This is a genomic window from Nonomuraea sp. NPDC049624, assembly GCF_040675255.1.
GTDB lineage: Bacteria > Actinomycetota > Actinomycetes > Streptosporangiales > Streptosporangiaceae > Nonomuraea.
This window is the reverse complement of the sequence record NZ_JBFAOR010000018.1, coordinates 131491-147176: the sequence shown is the minus strand read 5'-3', so window position 1 is coordinate 147176 and position 15686 is coordinate 131491. Positions and strand designations below refer to the sequence as shown.

Sequence of the window (15686 nt, the reverse complement as noted above, 5' to 3'; positions counted from 1 at the left end):
ATGTCCATCGAGATGCGCGACACCGACGAGGACGTCTTCCGCGCGGCGGAGGAACTCGGTATCGATCTGTCCCGGCGTGAGCCGAGCAGCGTGGACGAGGTCTGACGGTCCCCTGCTCCACTGCGGCGCGCCGGGCCGGTGCAGGGTCCGGCGCGCCGCGGTGGAGCAGGACCGCAGGGGTCCGGCGGGGGCTCAGCCCGCGGCGCGCTGCACGAGGGCGGCGATGCGCGCCTCGGTGTCGGGGGTCAGCTCCTTCAGCGCGAAGGCGCTCGGCCACATGGCGCCGTCCTCCAGGGTCGCCCCGTCGTTGAAGTCGAGGGTGGCGAAGCGGGACTTGAACTTGGCCGCGGGCTTGAAGAAGCACACGACGCTGCCGTTCTTGGCGTAGGCCGGCATGCCGTACCAGGTCTTCGGCGTCAGGTCGGGCGCGGCGGCCCTGATGATGGCGTGCACCGCCTCGGCCAGCACCCGGTCGTCCTCGGCCATCTCGGCGATCTTCTCCAGCACGTCGCGCTCGCCGTCGGCGGCCGACGCCTTCCCGCCGCGCCGCGCGGCCTTCTTCAGCTCGCTGGCGTGCGCCTTCATCGCCGCGCGCTCGTCCTCGGTGAAGCCCTCGAAACCCTTGTCGGACCCGGCGGTGTTCTTGGTGGTGCTCATGGTGAATCTCCTTCTGTGTGGGGTGAATGCTAGTACTGACCGTTTTCTGGGTGGTGCCGCTCAGCCCCACGCGCCGGCGATCTGCCGGGTGGTGGCGTTGAGCCGGTTGAACAGGTTCGTCACGCCGATCATCAGCACGATCGCGGCGAGCTGCTTCTCGTCGTAGTAGGTGGCGGCCCGGTCCCAGATCTCGTCGCTGACCGCGTCGGGCCGGTCGGCCAGGCGGGTGGCGGCCTCGGCCAGCTCCAGCGCCGCCCGCTCCTCCTCGGTGAAGTACGGGGCCTCCCGCCAGGCGGCGACCGTGGCCAGCCGCTCCTCGCTCACCCCGGCCTTGCGGCCGCCCTTGACGCCGGCGTCCACGCAGGCGCTGCACCCGTTGATCTGACTGATCCGCAGGTGCACCAGCTCCAGCGTGCCGGCGTCCACGCCGCCGGAGTGCACCGCCTTGAACAGCTCCTGGATCGACTGCATCGCGCCGGGCAGAACGAAGGCCGGGTTCTTCATCCGGGACTGCATGGTGGTTTCTCCCTTTTCCCTGGTCGGCGCCCCGTCCCCCGGGGCGTGACCTAATCTCAGCGCAGCCGGCCCGCCGCGACGATGCCCGTGGGACACCGTGGGACAGCCGGAGCGCCGTTGGCCTGCGGCGATTCGTCCCGGTAAGTTTCTTTCGCGACGGGACAGAGAGGCAGGACGCGTGACTCGACAGCAGACGGCGGACCCCCAGGACGAGCTGGCCACCCGGCTACGCCTGCTCCAGGAGCTCTCCGGGCACGGCGTACGGGCGCTCGCCCGCGAGACGGGCCTCAGCTCGTCGTCGTTGTCCCGCTACCTCAGCGGCCAGTCGGTGCCGCCATGGGCCGCGGTGATCGAGCTGTGCCGCCTGGTCAAGCGCGACCCGCGCCCGCTGCGCCCGCTGTGGGACCGGGCGGCCAACCCCCTTCCGGCGCCGCCCAAGGCGAGCCGCCAGGTCCAGCCGCCCTCGGCGCCCGCCGGCGCTCCCCGTCCGCCGCGCAACGACCTGCCGCGCGACGTGCCGGACTTCACCGGGCGCGCGGCCCATCTCGACGCCGTGCTCGCCGCGGTCGCGCAGAGCCGGGTGGTCGCCGTGGACGGCATGGCGGGCGTCGGCAAGACGTGCCTGGCCGTGCACGCCGCGCACCGGCTCGCCGCCGACTACCCCGACGCCCAGCTCTACCTGGACCTGCACGGCTTCACCGACGGGCGGGAACCGCTCGACCCCGACCCCGCGCTGCGGTCGCTGCTGGCCGCGCTCGACGTGCCCTCGGAGAAGATCCCGCAGGAGGGCGGCATCGAGCCGCTGGCCGCCTGCTGGCGGGCCGAGCTGGCCGGACGGCGGGCCGTCGTGGTCCTCGACAACGCCGCCGGCGCCGACCAGGTCCGCATGCTGCTGCCCGGCGCGGGCGAGTCCGTCGCCCTGATCACCAGCCGCAACCGGCTGCTGGGCCTGGAGGAGGTGCCGCCCGTCTCGCTGGACGTGCTCACCCCGCAGGAGAGCGCCGAGCTGCTGGCCCGCGCCAGCGGCGACCCCAGCGGCCCCGACGGGCGGCTGGCCCAGGATCCGGAGGCGGCGGCCGAGGTGCTGCGGCTGTGCGGCCACCTGCCGCTGGCCCTGCGGCTGGCCGGGGCCCGGCTGCGCCACCGGCCCGGCTGGACCGTCGGCATCCTGGTCGAGCGCATGGCCGAGGGGCCGAGCGAGTTCGACACCGCCTTCGCCATGTCCGTACGGCAGCTCGACCGGGCCCAGCGCCGCCTGTTCCGGCTGCTCGGCCTGCTGTCCGGGTCCTCCTTCGACGACTACGTGGCCGCCGCCCTGGCCGGCGTGCCGCTGCGCGACGCGCGCACGATGCTGGAGGACCTGCTCGACGCCCACCTCGTCCAGCAGCCCGCGCCCGGCCGGTACACGCTGCACGACCTCGTCCACCAGCACGCGCGCCGGGCCGCCGAGGAGCAGGACTCGGCGGCCGAGCGGGAGCAGGCGCTGGGCCGGGTGCTCGACTACTACGTGCACGCGGCGGCCGCCGCCGACGCCGCGATGCCGTACGAGTCGGGCAGCCGGGCCGCGTCGGCGGGCAGCCCGCCGGCCGCGCTGCCGGCGTTCGGCGGCAAGCACGCGGCGCTGGGCTGGTTCGTCACGGAGTACACCAACCTCATGGGCGCCTTCGAGGTGGCGGTCGCCACCGGCGCCGACGCGCACGCGTGCGAGCTGCCCCGCTTCATGCGCGCGTTCTTCGCCCGGCGCTGCGGCACCACCCACCTCAACGTGCTCTTCGAACGCTCGCTGGCGGCGGCCGAACGCCTGGGCGACCCGTGGCAGCTCGCCGAGGCGCACAGCGACCTGGGCTTCGCCCGCTACAACGCGGGCCGCATGGCCGAGGCCGGGGCCGCGTACGAGGCGGCGGCCCCGCTGGTGTCCCAGACCGGCGACGCCCGCTCCGCGGCGGACCTGATGATGCGCCGCGGCTACCTGAGCTGGGACGAGGGCCACGTCGAGGAGCCGCTCGACCTCTTCCGGCAGGCGGCCCGGCTGTACGCCGACGCCGGCTGCCCGACGGGCGTGGCCCACGCCGGCGCCGACGAGGCGTGGGCGATGCTGCAACTGGGACGCCGGGAGGAGGCGGCCCGGCTGGCCCGCGACGTGCTGGCGCAGACGCACGGCGAGCCCGGCTGGCCGGCCACGCTGACCGCCCGGATCACCCTCGGCATGGCGATCGTCCACGAGGAGCCCGGCGAGGCCGCGCAGCACCTCAGCCAGGCCCTGGAGCTGGCCCGCGAGGACGGCCACAAGCACAACGAGGCGTGGTGCCTCAACTGCCTGGGCGTCGCGCTGCGCCAGATGGGCCGCCACGAGGAGGCGCTGGAGAGCCACCGGCAGGCGTTCGCCCTCCTGGACGAGCTGTTCGAGGAGCACTGGAAGGTGCATTTCCTCTACGGCTACGCCGAGACCTGCCGCCTGGCCGGCCTGCCGGAGGAGGCGCTGCGCCTGCACCGCCAGGCCCTCGACCTGGCGCCCAGGGTGGGCGCGCGGCACAAGGAGGCCCTGGCCCACGAGGGCATCGCGGCCGTGCTCGACGAGAGAGACCCGGCCGCGGCGGCCGAGCACCGCGCGGCGAGCCAGGCCATCCGCCGCGAACTCAACCCCGACGCCTGACCTCGTCCCCCTCGCCGGCGGGCCGGGCGGCGCTCGCGCGGGCCAGCTCGGTGCGGTTGGCGACCTGGAGCTTGGCGTAGACGTGCGCCAGGTGGGTCTTGACCGTGCCCCGGCTGACGAACAGCCGGGCGGCGATCTCGGGGTTGGACAGCCCTTCGGCGGCCAGCCCGGCCACCGACCGCTCGGCCGGGGTCAGGCTCTCCCAGCCGGACTCGGGCCGGCGGCGCGGCCCCCGCGCGCGGGTGGCGTGCGCGACCGCCGCGTCCAGGTCCATCGCGCGTCCCCGCTCGACGGCCGCGCGCAGTTCGCGGCCCTCCTCGCCGTCGGCGGCCGGGAGGGGGCGGGGCGCGGCCCCGAGTTCGGCGCGGGCCCGCGCGGCGGCCCCGGCCAGCACCCCGGCCGTCTTGACGGCGCCGCGCCGCAGGTCGAGCAGCGCCAGCGACTCCAGGCCGGCCACCAAGCCGAGCACGAGGCCGTGGTCGGCGTGGATGCGCAGCGCCTCGTGATGCAGTCGCAGCGCGCGTTCGGGGTCGCTGTCGTGGGACAGCAGCGCCAGCTCGTCCAGCACCCCGGCGCGCACGCGCGGCATCCGGCCGGTGACCGGTGACCGCGACAGGGCGTCCAGCAGCCGCGCCGCCGCCGCCTCCGCGTCCGACCGGCGCAGCGCCGCCGCCAGCACGAGCTGGGTGTCGGGCGCCAGCCAGGCGGCGTCCGGCTCCTCCTGCCAGCGGCCCTCCCGCCAGCACCACTCCACCGCCTCGCGCGGGCGGTCGTGCCCGAGCGCGAGCATCGCCTTGCAACGCTCCCACCCGGTGATGAACGGCAGCCGCCCGAGCCCGTCGATCAGCCGGTCCACGGGCTCCAGGGCGGCGGCGGCCTCGTCCAGGCGGCCCTGCAGGATGCGGATCTCCGCCAGGACGACCCGGGCCGAGCCGGTCCAGTGCAGGTCACGCAGCGGTTCCGCGGTCGCGACGGCCCGTCCGGCCAGCTCCGCGGCCCGCTTCAGCGCGCCCGATCGGGCGGCGGCCAGCGCCCACCAGCCCAGCGCGAAGGAGGCCACGCCGCGGTCGCCGCGCGCGACCAGCCGCTCCACGGCCCGTTCGAAGCACTCGATCGCCGGCCGGTAGTCGTCGCCGAGCACGTGCACCAGGCCGATGATCGCCTCGGCGCTGTCGGCGACGAACCCGTCCCCGGCCCGGACGGCCTCCTCCCGCACCGCGCGGGCCTCGGCCAGCGCCTCGGGCAGGCCCGTCGCCAGCAGGCCGAGCGCGATCAGCGGCCCGGCCGGCCGGGCGGCCTCCGGGGCGCCGGTCGCCTCGGCCAGCTCCCGCGCCGCCCGCGCCACCTCGAACGCCTCGATCCCCGGCTCGGCGGTGTTGAGCACGAGCGCCAGCGCCGCCAGGACCCGGGCCTGGAGCGGGCTGCGCTCGTCCGCGCCGAGCGCCGCGGCCCGGCGCAGCAGCGCGGCCCCCTCGGCGCCGCGCCCTTCCAGGTGCCACAACCACGCGCAGTCCGCGGCCAGGCGCCGCCCCAGCGCCGGGTCCGGACGGGACAACCCCCACTCGATCGCGGCCCGCACGTTGGGGTAGGCGGCGCACAGCCGCGCGCGCCAGGCGTCCTTGTCGGTCTCCAGCAGCGGCGCCAGCTCCGCCGGCAACGACGCGTGGACGTCCAGGTGCAGATCGCGCGCGGCGGTCTCCTCCCGCGCCGCGGCCAGGCGGTCCAGCGCGTACGCCCGCACCACCCCGAGCATCCGGTAGCGGGCCACCGGGCCGGTGGTGTCGGCCACGACCAGCGACTTGTCGATCAGCCCCCGCAGCGCCCTGAGCAGGCGTCCGTCGCTCGGCCCGCCGAGCTCGGCCAGGCGGGTGACGGCGTCGGCGGTGAAGCCCGGCTCGAACACCCCGGCGCGCCGGAACAGCACCCGCTCGTCGTCGTCCAGCAGGTCGTGGCTCCAGCTCATCGACGCCTGCAGGGTGCGCTGGCGGAAGGGGGTGGTGCGGGCGCCGCCGTCCAGGAGGGTGTAGGGGGCGCTCAGGGAGTCGGCGATCTGGGCCAGCGACAACGCGCCCGCCCAGCCGGCCGCCAGCTCCAGCGCGAGCGGCAGCCGGTCGAGCCGGTCACAGATCCGTCTGGCCTGCGACTCGGCAGCCCTGGCCGCGGCGGGGGCGGCCGCGTCAGGGGCGCCGGCGCGGACGCGTTCGAGGAACAGCTCCAGCGCGTCGGCCAGCCTCATCGGCGGCACCGGCCACACCCGCTCGCCGGGCACGCCGAGCCTGGACCGGCTGGTGGCGACCACCGCCACCCGCGGGCACTCGGCCAGGACGGCCGCGACGACGCCGGCCGCGTCGTCCAGCACGTGCTCGCAGTTGTCGACCACGACGAGTAGCTCGCGCTCGCGCAGCGCGGCGGCCAGCACCGGCACCGGGTCGCGGTCGGCGGGCAGCGGGACGTCCAGCGCGGCGGCCATCCGGCGGCCGACCTGGCCGCCGTCGGTCTCCTGCTCCAGGCCGACCCAGAACACGCCGTCCGGCCACGCCCCGGCGGCCGCCCGGCACAGGCGCATCGCCAGCCGGGTCTTGCCGCACCCGCCGGGCCCGGTCAGGGTCAGGACCCGCCCGGCCGCCACCGCCTCGCCGGCCGCCGCCAGTTCCTCGGCCCGGCCCACGAACGACGACAACTCTGCCGGAACATGACGGACATCAGACATCGCCCGAAGTATGCCAGCAAATAGGCCAGGGGTTCGGCGGCATCTCTGCCAGGTGGCCGATGTTCCCGGCCCGCCAGGACGGAAGACTTGAGCCCATCGGAACAAGCACCTCACCAGGAGACACGGACATGACGCAGAACGGCTTCCAGGGTCGCAGGATCGTCGGCAACATCTCGCTCTCCCTCGACGGCCGGGTCAACGGCCCGGGCGGCGAGTATGACATGAGCTGGATCGTCCCGCACGCGCTCAGCGACGGCGCCCGCGACCACATGATCCGGGTGACCGGCGCCGCCACCACCGTCCTGCTCGGCCGCAGGAACTACGAGGGCTTCGGCTCCTTCTGGCCGGCGGTCGCGAAGGACGAGGGCGCCGACCCCCGCGACCGGGCCTTCGCCCAGTGGCTCGACGACACCGAGAAGATCGTCTTCTCCTCGACCCTGACGGACGCGCCGTGGCAGAACTCCCGCCTGGCCGCGGCCGGCCCCGCCGAGGAGGTCGAGCGGCTCAGGAAGCAGGCCGGCGGGGACGTCGTCGTCCTGGCCAGCGGCAGCGTCATCAAGGCCCTGCTGGAGGCGGACGCGCTGGACCGGCTCAGCATCACGCTCTGCCCGGAGGTGGCCGGCGGCGGCGCCCGGCTGTTCGAGGACGGCCTGCCCGCCACGCACTGGTCGCTGACCGACCTGACGACCACCGGCTCGGGCGCGATCTGCCTGCTCTACGACCGCCTGCGCCAGGACTGAAGGGCCACCTTCCCAGGTCAGGCGGGGAGCGGGGCGGCGGTGGCGCGGTGGCGGGCGAAGGTGAGGGCGACGACCGTCCCGAGCAGCATGCCCGCGGCCGCGACGAGCACCGCCGTGCGCATCCCCGAGGCGAGCGCGGGCCCGGTGGCCTCGCCCACGCCGCCGGCCGCGACCAGCACCGCGAGCCCGAGCGCCGCGCCGACCTGGAGCGCGGTGGAGGCCATGCCGGAGGCGATCCCCTGCTCGCCCGCCGCCACGCCGGTGGCCGAGGCGATCCACATCCCGGTCCAGGTGAGGCCCTGGCTGACGCCCGCCACGACGATGCCGGGCAGCACACCCCAGTACGAGCCGTCGGCGCTGATCCCCATCGCCAGCAGCGCGGTGCCCGCCGCCCCGCCGACGGTTCCGAGGAGCAGCGTCACCCGCATCCCGATCCGCCCGGCCAGCCGCCCGCCGAGCTGGGTGCCCAGCGCGATCAGCAGGGACGGCACCAGGAACGCCAGCCCGGTCGCCACGGCGCCGTACCCGAGCACGGTCTGGAAGTAGACGGTCAGGAAGTACGGCAGCGCGTTGAACGTGGCGCCGAAGACCAGGATGACCGCGACGGCCGAGCTGAGGCTGCGGTTGCCGAACAGCCGCAGCGGCATGAGCGGGTCGGCGCCCGCCTTCTCGACCGCGACGAAGGCGGCCAGCAGCACCGCGGCCAGCACGAACCCGCCGGTGATCAGCGGTGAGCTCCACCCGGACTCGGGGCCCTGGATGAGCGCGTAGGCGAGCAGGCTGACGCCGCCGGTGGCCAGCACCGCGCCCGGGACGTCGAACCGGCGGCCCCGCGCGCCGGCCCCGTCGGCGGGCAGCAGCAGCCAGGCTCCGGCGATCGCGACGACGGTGAGCGGCACGTTGACGTAGAAGACCGCCTCCCAGCCCCAGGCGCCGGTGAGCAGGCCGCCGAGCAGGGACCCGAGCGCCAGCCCGCTGGCTCCGGCGCCGCTCCACACCGCCAGCGCCCTGTTGCGCGCCGTCCCCTCGGCGAAACCGGTGTTGACCAGCGCCAAGGTGGCCGGGAACAGCAGCGCGCCGCCCAGCCCCTGCGCGGCCCGCGCGGCGACCAGTGTCCCGGGGCTCTGCGCCAGGCCGCCGGCCAGGGAGGCGAGCGCGAACAGCGCCAGCGCGCCCACGAACATCCGGCGGTGTCCGAGCAGGTCGGCCGCCCGGCCGCCGAGCAGCAGGAAGCCGCCGTACGCGACGGCGTAGGCGCTGGCCACCCACTGCAGGGTCTGCGGGGAGAAGTCCAGGTCGGCGCCGATCCTGGGCAGCGCGACGAAGACGATGTTGAAGTCGAGGGAGGTGATGAGCTGGGAAAGGGCCAGCAGGGCGAGGATCAGGCCGGGTCGGCGTCTCATGTCCACCTTCATACGATTGTCCGGAAATAACGTACAGTTCGGGATCCTCGTACAGTTGTGGGACGCTCGTCAAATCACCGGCACGCGGCAATGAGAAGGGGCCTCTCGGAGCCGGCGTAGACGCCGCAGTGACCGGTGGGCGATGACAGAAGTCCGGCTCCCGCCGTGCCTTTCCCAAGGCCGGTCCAACCGGTCAGGATTCGAGAAGCGCCCGGCCGGGCGGGCTCCGTAGCGTGGCTCTCATCGTCGGAGAACGTTTGAAGCACCAAGGAGACACGGCATGAAAGCGCACGTCAGCTCTATCCTCCTCGCCGTCCGCGACATGGAGGCGGCCAAGCGGTTCTACACGGAGGGCCTGGGCTGGAAGATCCAGAACGACTACGGCATCTCGGTGTTCTTCGAGTCCGACGGCGCCTCGCCCGTCGGCTTCTACGGTCGCGAGGGCCTGGCCGACCAGGTCGGGCTGAGCCCGGAGGGCAGCGGGTTCAGCGGGGTCGTGCTCACGTACGTCGTCCGCAGCGAGGCTCGGGTGGACGAGATCATGGAGGAGGCCGAGAAGGCCGGCGCCACGATACTCAAGCCCGCCGGCGCCCTGCCGTGGGGCGGGTACGGCGGCACCTTCGCCGACCCCGACGGCTACGTCTGGAGCCTGGGCTACAGCGAGCAGGGCGAGGACCAGCCCTACGCCGAGTAGCCGCGGCGGGCGCCTCCACGGGAGGTGGTGAGGTCCGGCGCCGGCACATGATCGTGCCGACGCCGGACCACCGCGCACCGGCCGCGGAGGAACGTGGACGTCCTGTCGGCTTTGCGAAAAGTATCTTGATGAAGTAGCGTCACGCCCGTGACTGCCGGGTCGGCCTTGGGCCACGCACCAGAGAGCAGCCCGGCCCTGGCGTGACCGCCCGGCGGGCGCGCGGCCCGCCGCTTCCTCTTCTCCTCCTCAGCACGTCAGAGCAGAGACCATCACCCATGGAGAAGAGTGGATTTCAACAAGCAGGTCATCGACGAGTTCCGCGCCAACAACGGCCAGGTCGGCGGCTATTTCGAGGGAGCGAGACTGCTCCTGCTCACCACGACCGGCGCCCGTTCGGGCAAGCCGCACACGACCCCCCTCGGCTACCTGCCGGACGGCGGCGAGCGCATGCTGGTCATCGCCTCCGCCGGCGGGGCGCCGAGAAACCCCGCCTGGTACCACAACCTGCGCGCCGAGCCGCGTGCCACCGTCGAGAGCGGCGTCTTCGTCTTCGACGTCGAGGCGGAGGTCCTGGAGGGGGCCGAACGGGACGCCGCCTTCGCCCGCGCCGTGGAGAGCGACCCCGGCTGGGCCGACTACCAGGCCAAGACGACCCGGATCATCCCCGTCGTCGCGCTGAAGGTGGTGCCGGGGCCGCCCCGGTCGACCGCGCCCTCCGGCGGGGCGTACCTCAAGCTGGTGCACGACGGCTTCCGCCGCGAGCTCGCGCTGATCCGCAAGGAGCTGGCCGGCACCGGACGCCCCGGCCTGGGCGTGCAGCTGCGCGTCAACTGCCTGACCATGTGCCAGGGGCTGCACCACCATCACACCGGCGAGGACACGATGATGTTCCCGGCGCTGGCCGAGCGGCATCCCGCGCTCGCCCCCGTGATCGAGCGGCTGGCCGTGGAGCACGAGCGCGTGAGCGTGCTGGTGGCGGAGTTGAAGGAAGCCCTGTCGGGTGACGACCCGGCACGGGTGCGCGCGGAGATCGAGCGGCTGACCGACGAGCTCGAAGCGCATCTGGCGTACGAGGAGGAGCAGCTCGTGCCGATCCTCGACCTTCCCTGACCGTTCAGGCCGAGGCGGACGCGCGTGCCGCCGGCGCGGCGCCGAGCCGCCGGGTCGAGACGGCGACGACGAGCCCGAGCGCGGCGTAGGCCGCGCCGAGCAGGCAGGCGGCCGGCCATCCCGCGAGGCTGTAGGCCCAGGTGGTGGTGATCGCGCCGAGCGCGGAGCCGAGGGAGTAGCAGGCCATGTACGCGCCGATGACCCCGCTGCTCCGGTCGGGACGCGCGGTGGTGAGCAGGTGCTGGCTGCTGACGTGCACGGCCTGCACGGCGAAGTCGAGCACGACGACGCCGGCGATCAGCAGCCACAACGACCACCCCGCCTGTGCGGTCAGCAGCCACGAGCCGGCCAGCAGCGCCAGCGACCAGCCGGTGACCGAGGACGCCAGGCCCCGGTCGGCCCATCGGCCGGCCCGGGCCGCGCCCAGCGCGCCGGTGAGCCCGGCGAGCCCGAACAGCCCGATCCCGGTGGTGCCGAGGTGCCACGGCGCGGCGCCGAGCGGCAGCGCCAGCCCGCTCCACAACGTGCCGAAGGAGGCGAACAGGAAGAACGCGATCAGCCCCCGGCTGAGCAGGAGCCGGTCGCCGGCCACCAGCCGGCCCAGCGACGACAGCGACCGGCCGTACGAGCCCCGGGGGCGCCGGACGTCGGCGTCGAGGACGAGGCGGGCGGCGAGCGCGAGCAGCACGCACGACGCGGCGATGACCAGGTAGACCGCCCGCCAGTCGGCCAGCTCGCCCAGCAGGCCCGCGACCATCCGGACCCCGAGGATCCCGGCCACCACGCCCGAGGTGACCGTGCCGATGTTGCGGCCGCGCTCGCCGGGCGGCGAGACGGCGGCGACGTAGGCCACCGTGACCTGGACGACCACGGCGAACAGCCCGGCCAGGGCCAGGCCCGCGAGCGCCAGGCCGCCGCCCGGCGCGACGGCGGCCACCCCGGCGCCCACCGCCGTCAGCAGCAGGTGGGCCGTGATGAGCCGGCGCCGGTCGAACAGGTCGCCGAGCGGGACGAGCAGCACCAGCCCGGCCAGGTAGCCGATCTGGCCGGCGGCGACCAGGGAGCCCAGTGATCCGTCCGCCAGCCCGAGGTCCCGGCCCGCGGCCTGGAGGACCGGCTGGATGCCGTAGACGGGCGACACGGCCACCGCGCACACCAGGGCGAGCACGATCCGCTGCCTTCCGGTCAGTCCTGGCGACATGTCACTCCTCAATCAGTTTCAATATGCAACCGATCGGAGGCTAGGGCATAATGGTTTCGAATTGCAACTGATTGGAGGGGCCGGTGGACGTCACACTCGCTGCGGGAAGCGCCTGGACCGACCCGGCCTGCCCGGTCGCGCGCGCCGTCGACCTGGTCGGCGACCGGTGGAGCCTGCTGATCGTCCGGGACGCGATGGACGGCGCCACCACCTTCACCGACTTCCACCAGCGGCTGGGGATCGCCCGCAACATCCTCACCGACCGGCTCCGCAAGCTGGTCGAGCACGGCATCCTCGACAGGAGGGCCGCCGGGGACGGCAGGCGGCACGCCTACCGGCTCACCGGGGCCGGGCAGGACCTCTTCACGGCCGTCGTCGCCCTGCGCCAATGGGGCGAACGCCACGCCTTCGCCCCGGACGAGCCGCACTCGGTGCTGGTCGACGGCCAGGGTCGGGAGCTGCCCCGGCTGCACCCGCTCGGCCAGGACGGCACGCCCCTGTCCGCCGAGACCTCCCGCGTCCGGAAGACCGCCGCGTCCGGCTAGAGGTCGAGGATCAGGGCGCGGTGGTCGGAGACCTCGGGGGCGGCCGCCACCTCGAACTCCTTGACGGCGGCGGGGTCGGAGACGAGCAGGTAGCTCGCGTGCCGCACCGGTTTGCGGTAGCGGGAGGTCCTGGTGTCGGCGTCGCCGACCAGGTCGCGCAGCCCCAGCCCGGCCAGGATCCGGAACGTCTCGCTGCCGGGCAGGAGGTTGAGGTCGCCGCACACCACGGTCAGGTCGCCGTCCTCGCGCGCGCCGGCGACCAGGGCGGCGAGCCGTTCGGCCTGGGCGCGGCGGGCCGGGGTGTCGGCCTTGCCCCCCGCGTCCCGCAGGCCGTGGAGGTTCACGACGGTGACGAACCGCCGTGCCGGGCGGTCGAAGACGCGTACGGCCAGGGCGGCGCGCGGCCGGTCGCCGGCCGGCCACCCGTCGTGGTGCTCGGCGTAGCCGCCGTGCACGAACGCGGACCGTAGGCCGACGACGGGCAGCGTCTCGGCGACGAACGTGGCGACCCCGAAATCCTGCCGGTGCGCGCCGCCCTCCTCGTCCTGGACCGGGCCGGAGTCGCTGACGGCGAACAGCGGCTGGTGGCGGGGGAGGCGCGAGCCGACGTCGGCCAGCAGGTCGGCCCGCTGCGGCAGGGACCGCTCGGCGTCGTCGAACCTGGTCCAGCCGCGCAGACCGGGCGTGCGCGGCACCTCCTGCAGGCACAGCACGTCCGCGCCGCAACTCTCCACCCAGGGCGCCAGCTCGTCGAACATGGCCCCGCCCCAAGCGTTCACCGAAACAATCCGCACCCGCCCAAACCTAGACCAACCCACCCACCTGAACCGTCCAGAGTTTAGGAATGAACGTTCTTGACTGATCGTTCCTTTATTGTCTACCATCGAGGCATGGGACGACCAAGAGGATTCGACGAGGCCACCGTGGTACGGGCGGCGGCGGAGCTGTTCTCGACCCGGTCCTACGACGGCATCTCCATGGACGAGCTGGTGACCCACCTCGGCGTCCACCGCAACAGCCTGTACAAGACCTTCGGCAGCAAGCGCGGTCTCTACCAGGCCGCGCTGAGCTGGTCCCTGGAGCACGACGTCAACCCGCTGATCGACCGGATCGCCGCCGCCGGCGACCTGGCCGAGGCGTTGCGCGTGGCCGCCGCCGAGCCCGCCGCCGAGGTGGGCCTCAACCTGCTGCTGCTGGCCGCGGTCGAGCGCGCCCCGGTCGACCGCGAGGTCGCCGACCGGCTCGCCGCCGTGCTGGCCGCGTTCGACCGGGCCGCCGGGGCGGCGTCCGGGAGCGAGGGCGCCGAGGACGACCTGGCCTTCGCGCTCACCGCGGCCCTCCTGGGCCTGCGGATGCGGGCCAGGGCGGGCACCGCGAACACCGACATCGACCGGGCCGGCGCCGCTCTGGCCCGCCGGCTCGACCACCACCACCAAGGAGCATGACATGGCGAGGATCAGCATTGACGGACAGGCGCTGGTCGTGGAGATCGAGGGCCTGGACAAACTGTGGGCGCTGAAGAGCCGGCTGGTCATCCCGCTGGCCAACGTGCGCGGCGCCACCGCCGACCCGGGGATCGTCGGCGACCCCAAGGGGGTGCGCGCGCCCGGCGCCCACCTGCCCGGCGTCATCACGGCCGGAACGTTCCACCTCAACGGCGAGAAGGTCTTCTGGGACGTGCACGACGCCGCCAAGGCCGTGGTCATCGAGCTGGCCGACGAGCGGTACGCCCGGCTCGTGATCGAGGTCGCCGACCCGCGCGCCGCCGTGGCGCTCGTCGAGGAGGCCATCGCCGTCCGCTGACGCGCGCCCGCACCACAGGCCGGTGTGGGACGAATACAGGACAGGCGCCGTACGCCTCGACGGGCCGACAATGAGCCCGTGCGACGCCGGCCGTCCCGCGTCCACGCGGACGACCCCCGTACCGGCCCTGGAGTCCCCGATGGCGACGAAGTTCCCTCCCCTCACCCCGGACGACCCCACGTCGGTGGCCGGTTACCCGCTGCGCGCCCGGCTGGGGGAGGGCGGGATGGGCCGGGTCTACCTGTCCGTCTCGCCGGGCGGCCGCCTCCTGGCCCTGAAGGTCGTCAAGCCCGAGTACGCCGCCGACCCGGAGTTCCGCCGCCGGTTCCGCCAGGAGGTGCAGGCGGCCCAGCGGGTGCAGGGCGCCTTCACCGCCCCCGTGGTGGACGCCGACCCCGACGCGGCCGTTCCCTGGCTGGCCACGGCCTACATCTGCGGGCCCTCCCTGCACCAGGCCGTGGCCGAGCACGGTCCGCTGCCGCCGGACACCGTCCGGAGGCTGATCGCGGGGGTCGCCGAGGCGCTGATCGGCATCCACGCGGCCGGGCTGGTCCACCGGGACCTCAAGCCGTCGAACGTGCTGCTGGCCGAGGACCGGCCCAAGGTGATCGACTTCGGCATCGCCCGCGCCGTGGACGCCACCTGCCTCACCCACACGGGCATGCGCGTCGGCACCCCCGCGTTCATGACCCCCGAGCAGGTCAGGGGCCTGCCGGTGACCCCGGCCACGGACGTGTTCGCGCTGGGCCAGCTCGCCGTCTTCGCCCTGACCGGACGGCCCGCGTTCGGCGAGGGCCCGGCGGACGTGCTCTTCCACCGCATCGCCAACGAGGAGCCCGACCTGCGCGGCTGCCCGCCCGACCTGGCCGGGCCGCTGGCCCGCTGCCTCAGCCGGGACCCGGCCGACCGGCCCGCCCCGGCGGAGGTCGCCGCGCTCGCCGGGGGATCCGGGGGTGCGGCGGCCGGTCCCTGGCTGCCCGCGGCGGTGGCGTCCACGCTGCACACCTACGCGCCGCCGCGCGGCTCGCCGACGCGTCCCGCCCGCCCGCGCCGGGCCAGGACGGCCCTCGCCCTCTGGACGGGCGCCGCCGTCGCCCTGGCCGCGTCGGCCCTGGCGCTCGCCGGTCCCGGCGACCCGGCCCCCGTCACGACGACCCCGCCACCCGCCGTAACCGTCACGATCCCGGCCACAGCCCCCATCCGGACCGCCGCCGCCGTGCCCTCCCCGACCCTGCCGGAGTACGAGAAGGAGTACGAGAACGTGCGCTTCACCCTCCCCGGCGGCCCGCCCTGCACCGACTTCTCCCACTTCCAGGACGGCATCGACCTGACCCCCACCGGCCCGAAGGTCACCGTCGGCAGCAACGGCGACCTCGTCTACGACTGCTACGACGACCAGGTCGCCAAGCTCACCGTCTGGGACGTCACCGGCCAGGAGGCCCTGCTCGACGGCCCCGCGGACCCGGCCGCCTGCGTGGACGCGGTGAACCTGAACCCGCTCGGCTCCTCGCTCGCCTTCGCCCGCATGCGGACGGGGATGGGCCTGTGCGTCGTCACGGAGGACCACCAGGTCGTCCACCTCAGGCTGCTCCGCAAGTCCGCCGCCACGCACGCGCTCACCTGGTCGGCGACCGCCTGGGCACAGGGCTGACCC

General features: G+C 74.6%; 14 protein-coding genes. 8 read left to right on the top strand and 6 right to left on the bottom strand.

Features of this window, described 5'->3' with window-relative positions:
• Positions 1 to 192: 192 nt before the first annotated feature.
• Together AB0J76_RS45760 and AB0J76_RS45755 are read right to left on the bottom strand one after the other, a co-directional pair.
• Positions 193 to 657: a DUF1801 domain-containing protein gene (locus AB0J76_RS45760; protein ID WP_352330113.1), complete on the bottom strand. Its 465-nt coding sequence runs from the start codon at positions 655 to 657 to the stop codon at positions 193 to 195.
• 60 nt (positions 658 to 717) lie between these two features.
• Positions 718 to 1173 (bottom strand): carboxymuconolactone decarboxylase family protein, encoded by a 456-nt coding sequence (locus tag AB0J76_RS45755; RefSeq protein WP_352330112.1) that lies wholly within the window; start codon positions 1171 to 1173, stop codon positions 718 to 720.
• Positions 1174 to 1351: 178 nt separating this feature from the next.
• Between AB0J76_RS45755 and AB0J76_RS45750 the strand changes: the two genes are divergently transcribed.
• Positions 1352 to 3826, top strand: coding sequence for a tetratricopeptide repeat protein (locus AB0J76_RS45750; RefSeq protein WP_364393638.1), 2475 nt, complete (start codon positions 1352 to 1354; stop codon positions 3824 to 3826).
• Here the strand turns inward: AB0J76_RS45750 and AB0J76_RS45745 are convergent.
• Positions 3810 to 6536 carry a LuxR C-terminal-related transcriptional regulator gene (locus tag AB0J76_RS45745; RefSeq protein WP_352330020.1) on the bottom strand — a complete coding sequence of 909 codons (2727 nt, stop codon included), beginning with the start codon at positions 6534 to 6536 and terminating at the stop codon, positions 3810 to 3812. The genes AB0J76_RS45750 and AB0J76_RS45745 overlap by 17 nt on opposite strands.
• Positions 6537 to 6664: 128 nt before the next feature.
• Between AB0J76_RS45745 and AB0J76_RS45740 the strand changes: the two genes are divergently transcribed.
• Positions 6665 to 7276, top strand: a complete 612-nt coding sequence (locus AB0J76_RS45740) for a dihydrofolate reductase family protein (protein ID WP_352330021.1) — start codon at positions 6665 to 6667, stop codon at positions 7274 to 7276.
• A gap of 17 nt (positions 7277 to 7293) precedes the next feature.
• Here the strand turns inward: AB0J76_RS45740 and AB0J76_RS45735 are convergent, their stop codons facing one another.
• Positions 7294 to 8679: an MFS transporter gene (locus AB0J76_RS45735; RefSeq protein WP_352330023.1), complete on the bottom strand. Its 1386-nt coding sequence runs from the start codon at positions 8677 to 8679 to the stop codon at positions 7294 to 7296.
• Positions 8680 to 8959: 280 nt separating this feature from the next.
• Here AB0J76_RS45735 and AB0J76_RS45730 point away from each other — a divergent pair, with 280 nt between their 5' ends.
• Together AB0J76_RS45730 and AB0J76_RS45725 are read left to right on the top strand one after the other, a co-directional pair.
• On the top strand, positions 8960 to 9373 hold the full coding sequence (locus tag AB0J76_RS45730) for a VOC family protein (RefSeq protein WP_364393633.1): 414 nt from the start codon (positions 8960 to 8962) through the stop codon (positions 9371 to 9373).
• Positions 9374 to 9658: 285 nt separating this feature from the next.
• Positions 9659 to 10483: a nitroreductase/quinone reductase family protein gene (locus tag AB0J76_RS45725; RefSeq protein ID WP_352330489.1), complete on the top strand. Its 825-nt coding sequence runs from the start codon at positions 9659 to 9661 to the stop codon at positions 10481 to 10483.
• Between the two features lie 4 nt (positions 10484 to 10487).
• Here AB0J76_RS45725 and AB0J76_RS45720 read toward each other — a convergent pair whose 3' ends face one another.
• Positions 10488 to 11684, bottom strand: coding sequence for an MFS transporter (locus AB0J76_RS45720; RefSeq protein WP_352330487.1), 1197 nt, complete (start codon positions 11682 to 11684; stop codon positions 10488 to 10490).
• 83 nt (positions 11685 to 11767) lie between these two features.
• Between AB0J76_RS45720 and AB0J76_RS45715 the strand changes: the two genes are divergently transcribed.
• A complete protein-coding gene (locus tag AB0J76_RS45715) occupies positions 11768 to 12229 on the top strand; it encodes a helix-turn-helix domain-containing protein (protein WP_352330485.1) in 462 nt (153 codons plus the stop codon).
• Here the strand turns inward: AB0J76_RS45715 and AB0J76_RS45710 are convergent.
• The gene (locus tag AB0J76_RS45710) at positions 12226 to 13113 is read right to left on the bottom strand and encodes an endonuclease/exonuclease/phosphatase family protein (RefSeq protein WP_352330483.1); all 888 of its coding nucleotides are present in this window, start codon (positions 13111 to 13113) and stop codon (positions 12226 to 12228) included. The two genes, AB0J76_RS45715 and AB0J76_RS45710, sit on opposite strands and share 4 nt — an antisense overlap.
• A 6-nt stretch (positions 13114 to 13119) precedes the next feature.
• On the opposite strand from AB0J76_RS45710, the gene AB0J76_RS45705 reads away from it, so the two are divergent.
• From AB0J76_RS45705 to AB0J76_RS45695, 3 genes are all read left to right on the top strand, one after another.
• Positions 13120 to 13674 (top strand): helix-turn-helix domain-containing protein, encoded by a 555-nt coding sequence (locus AB0J76_RS45705; protein WP_364393627.1) that lies wholly within the window; start codon positions 13120 to 13122, stop codon positions 13672 to 13674.
• 1 nt (position 13675) lies between these two features.
• The gene (locus AB0J76_RS45700; RefSeq protein WP_352366240.1) at positions 13676 to 14032 is read left to right on the top strand and encodes a hypothetical protein; all 357 of its coding nucleotides are present in this window, start codon (positions 13676 to 13678) and stop codon (positions 14030 to 14032) included.
• 139 nt (positions 14033 to 14171) lie between these two features.
• Positions 14172 to 15683 carry a serine/threonine-protein kinase gene (locus AB0J76_RS45695; protein WP_352327506.1) on the top strand — a complete coding sequence of 504 codons (1512 nt, stop codon included), beginning with the start codon at positions 14172 to 14174 and terminating at the stop codon, positions 15681 to 15683.
• Positions 15684 to 15686 lie beyond the last annotated feature (3 nt).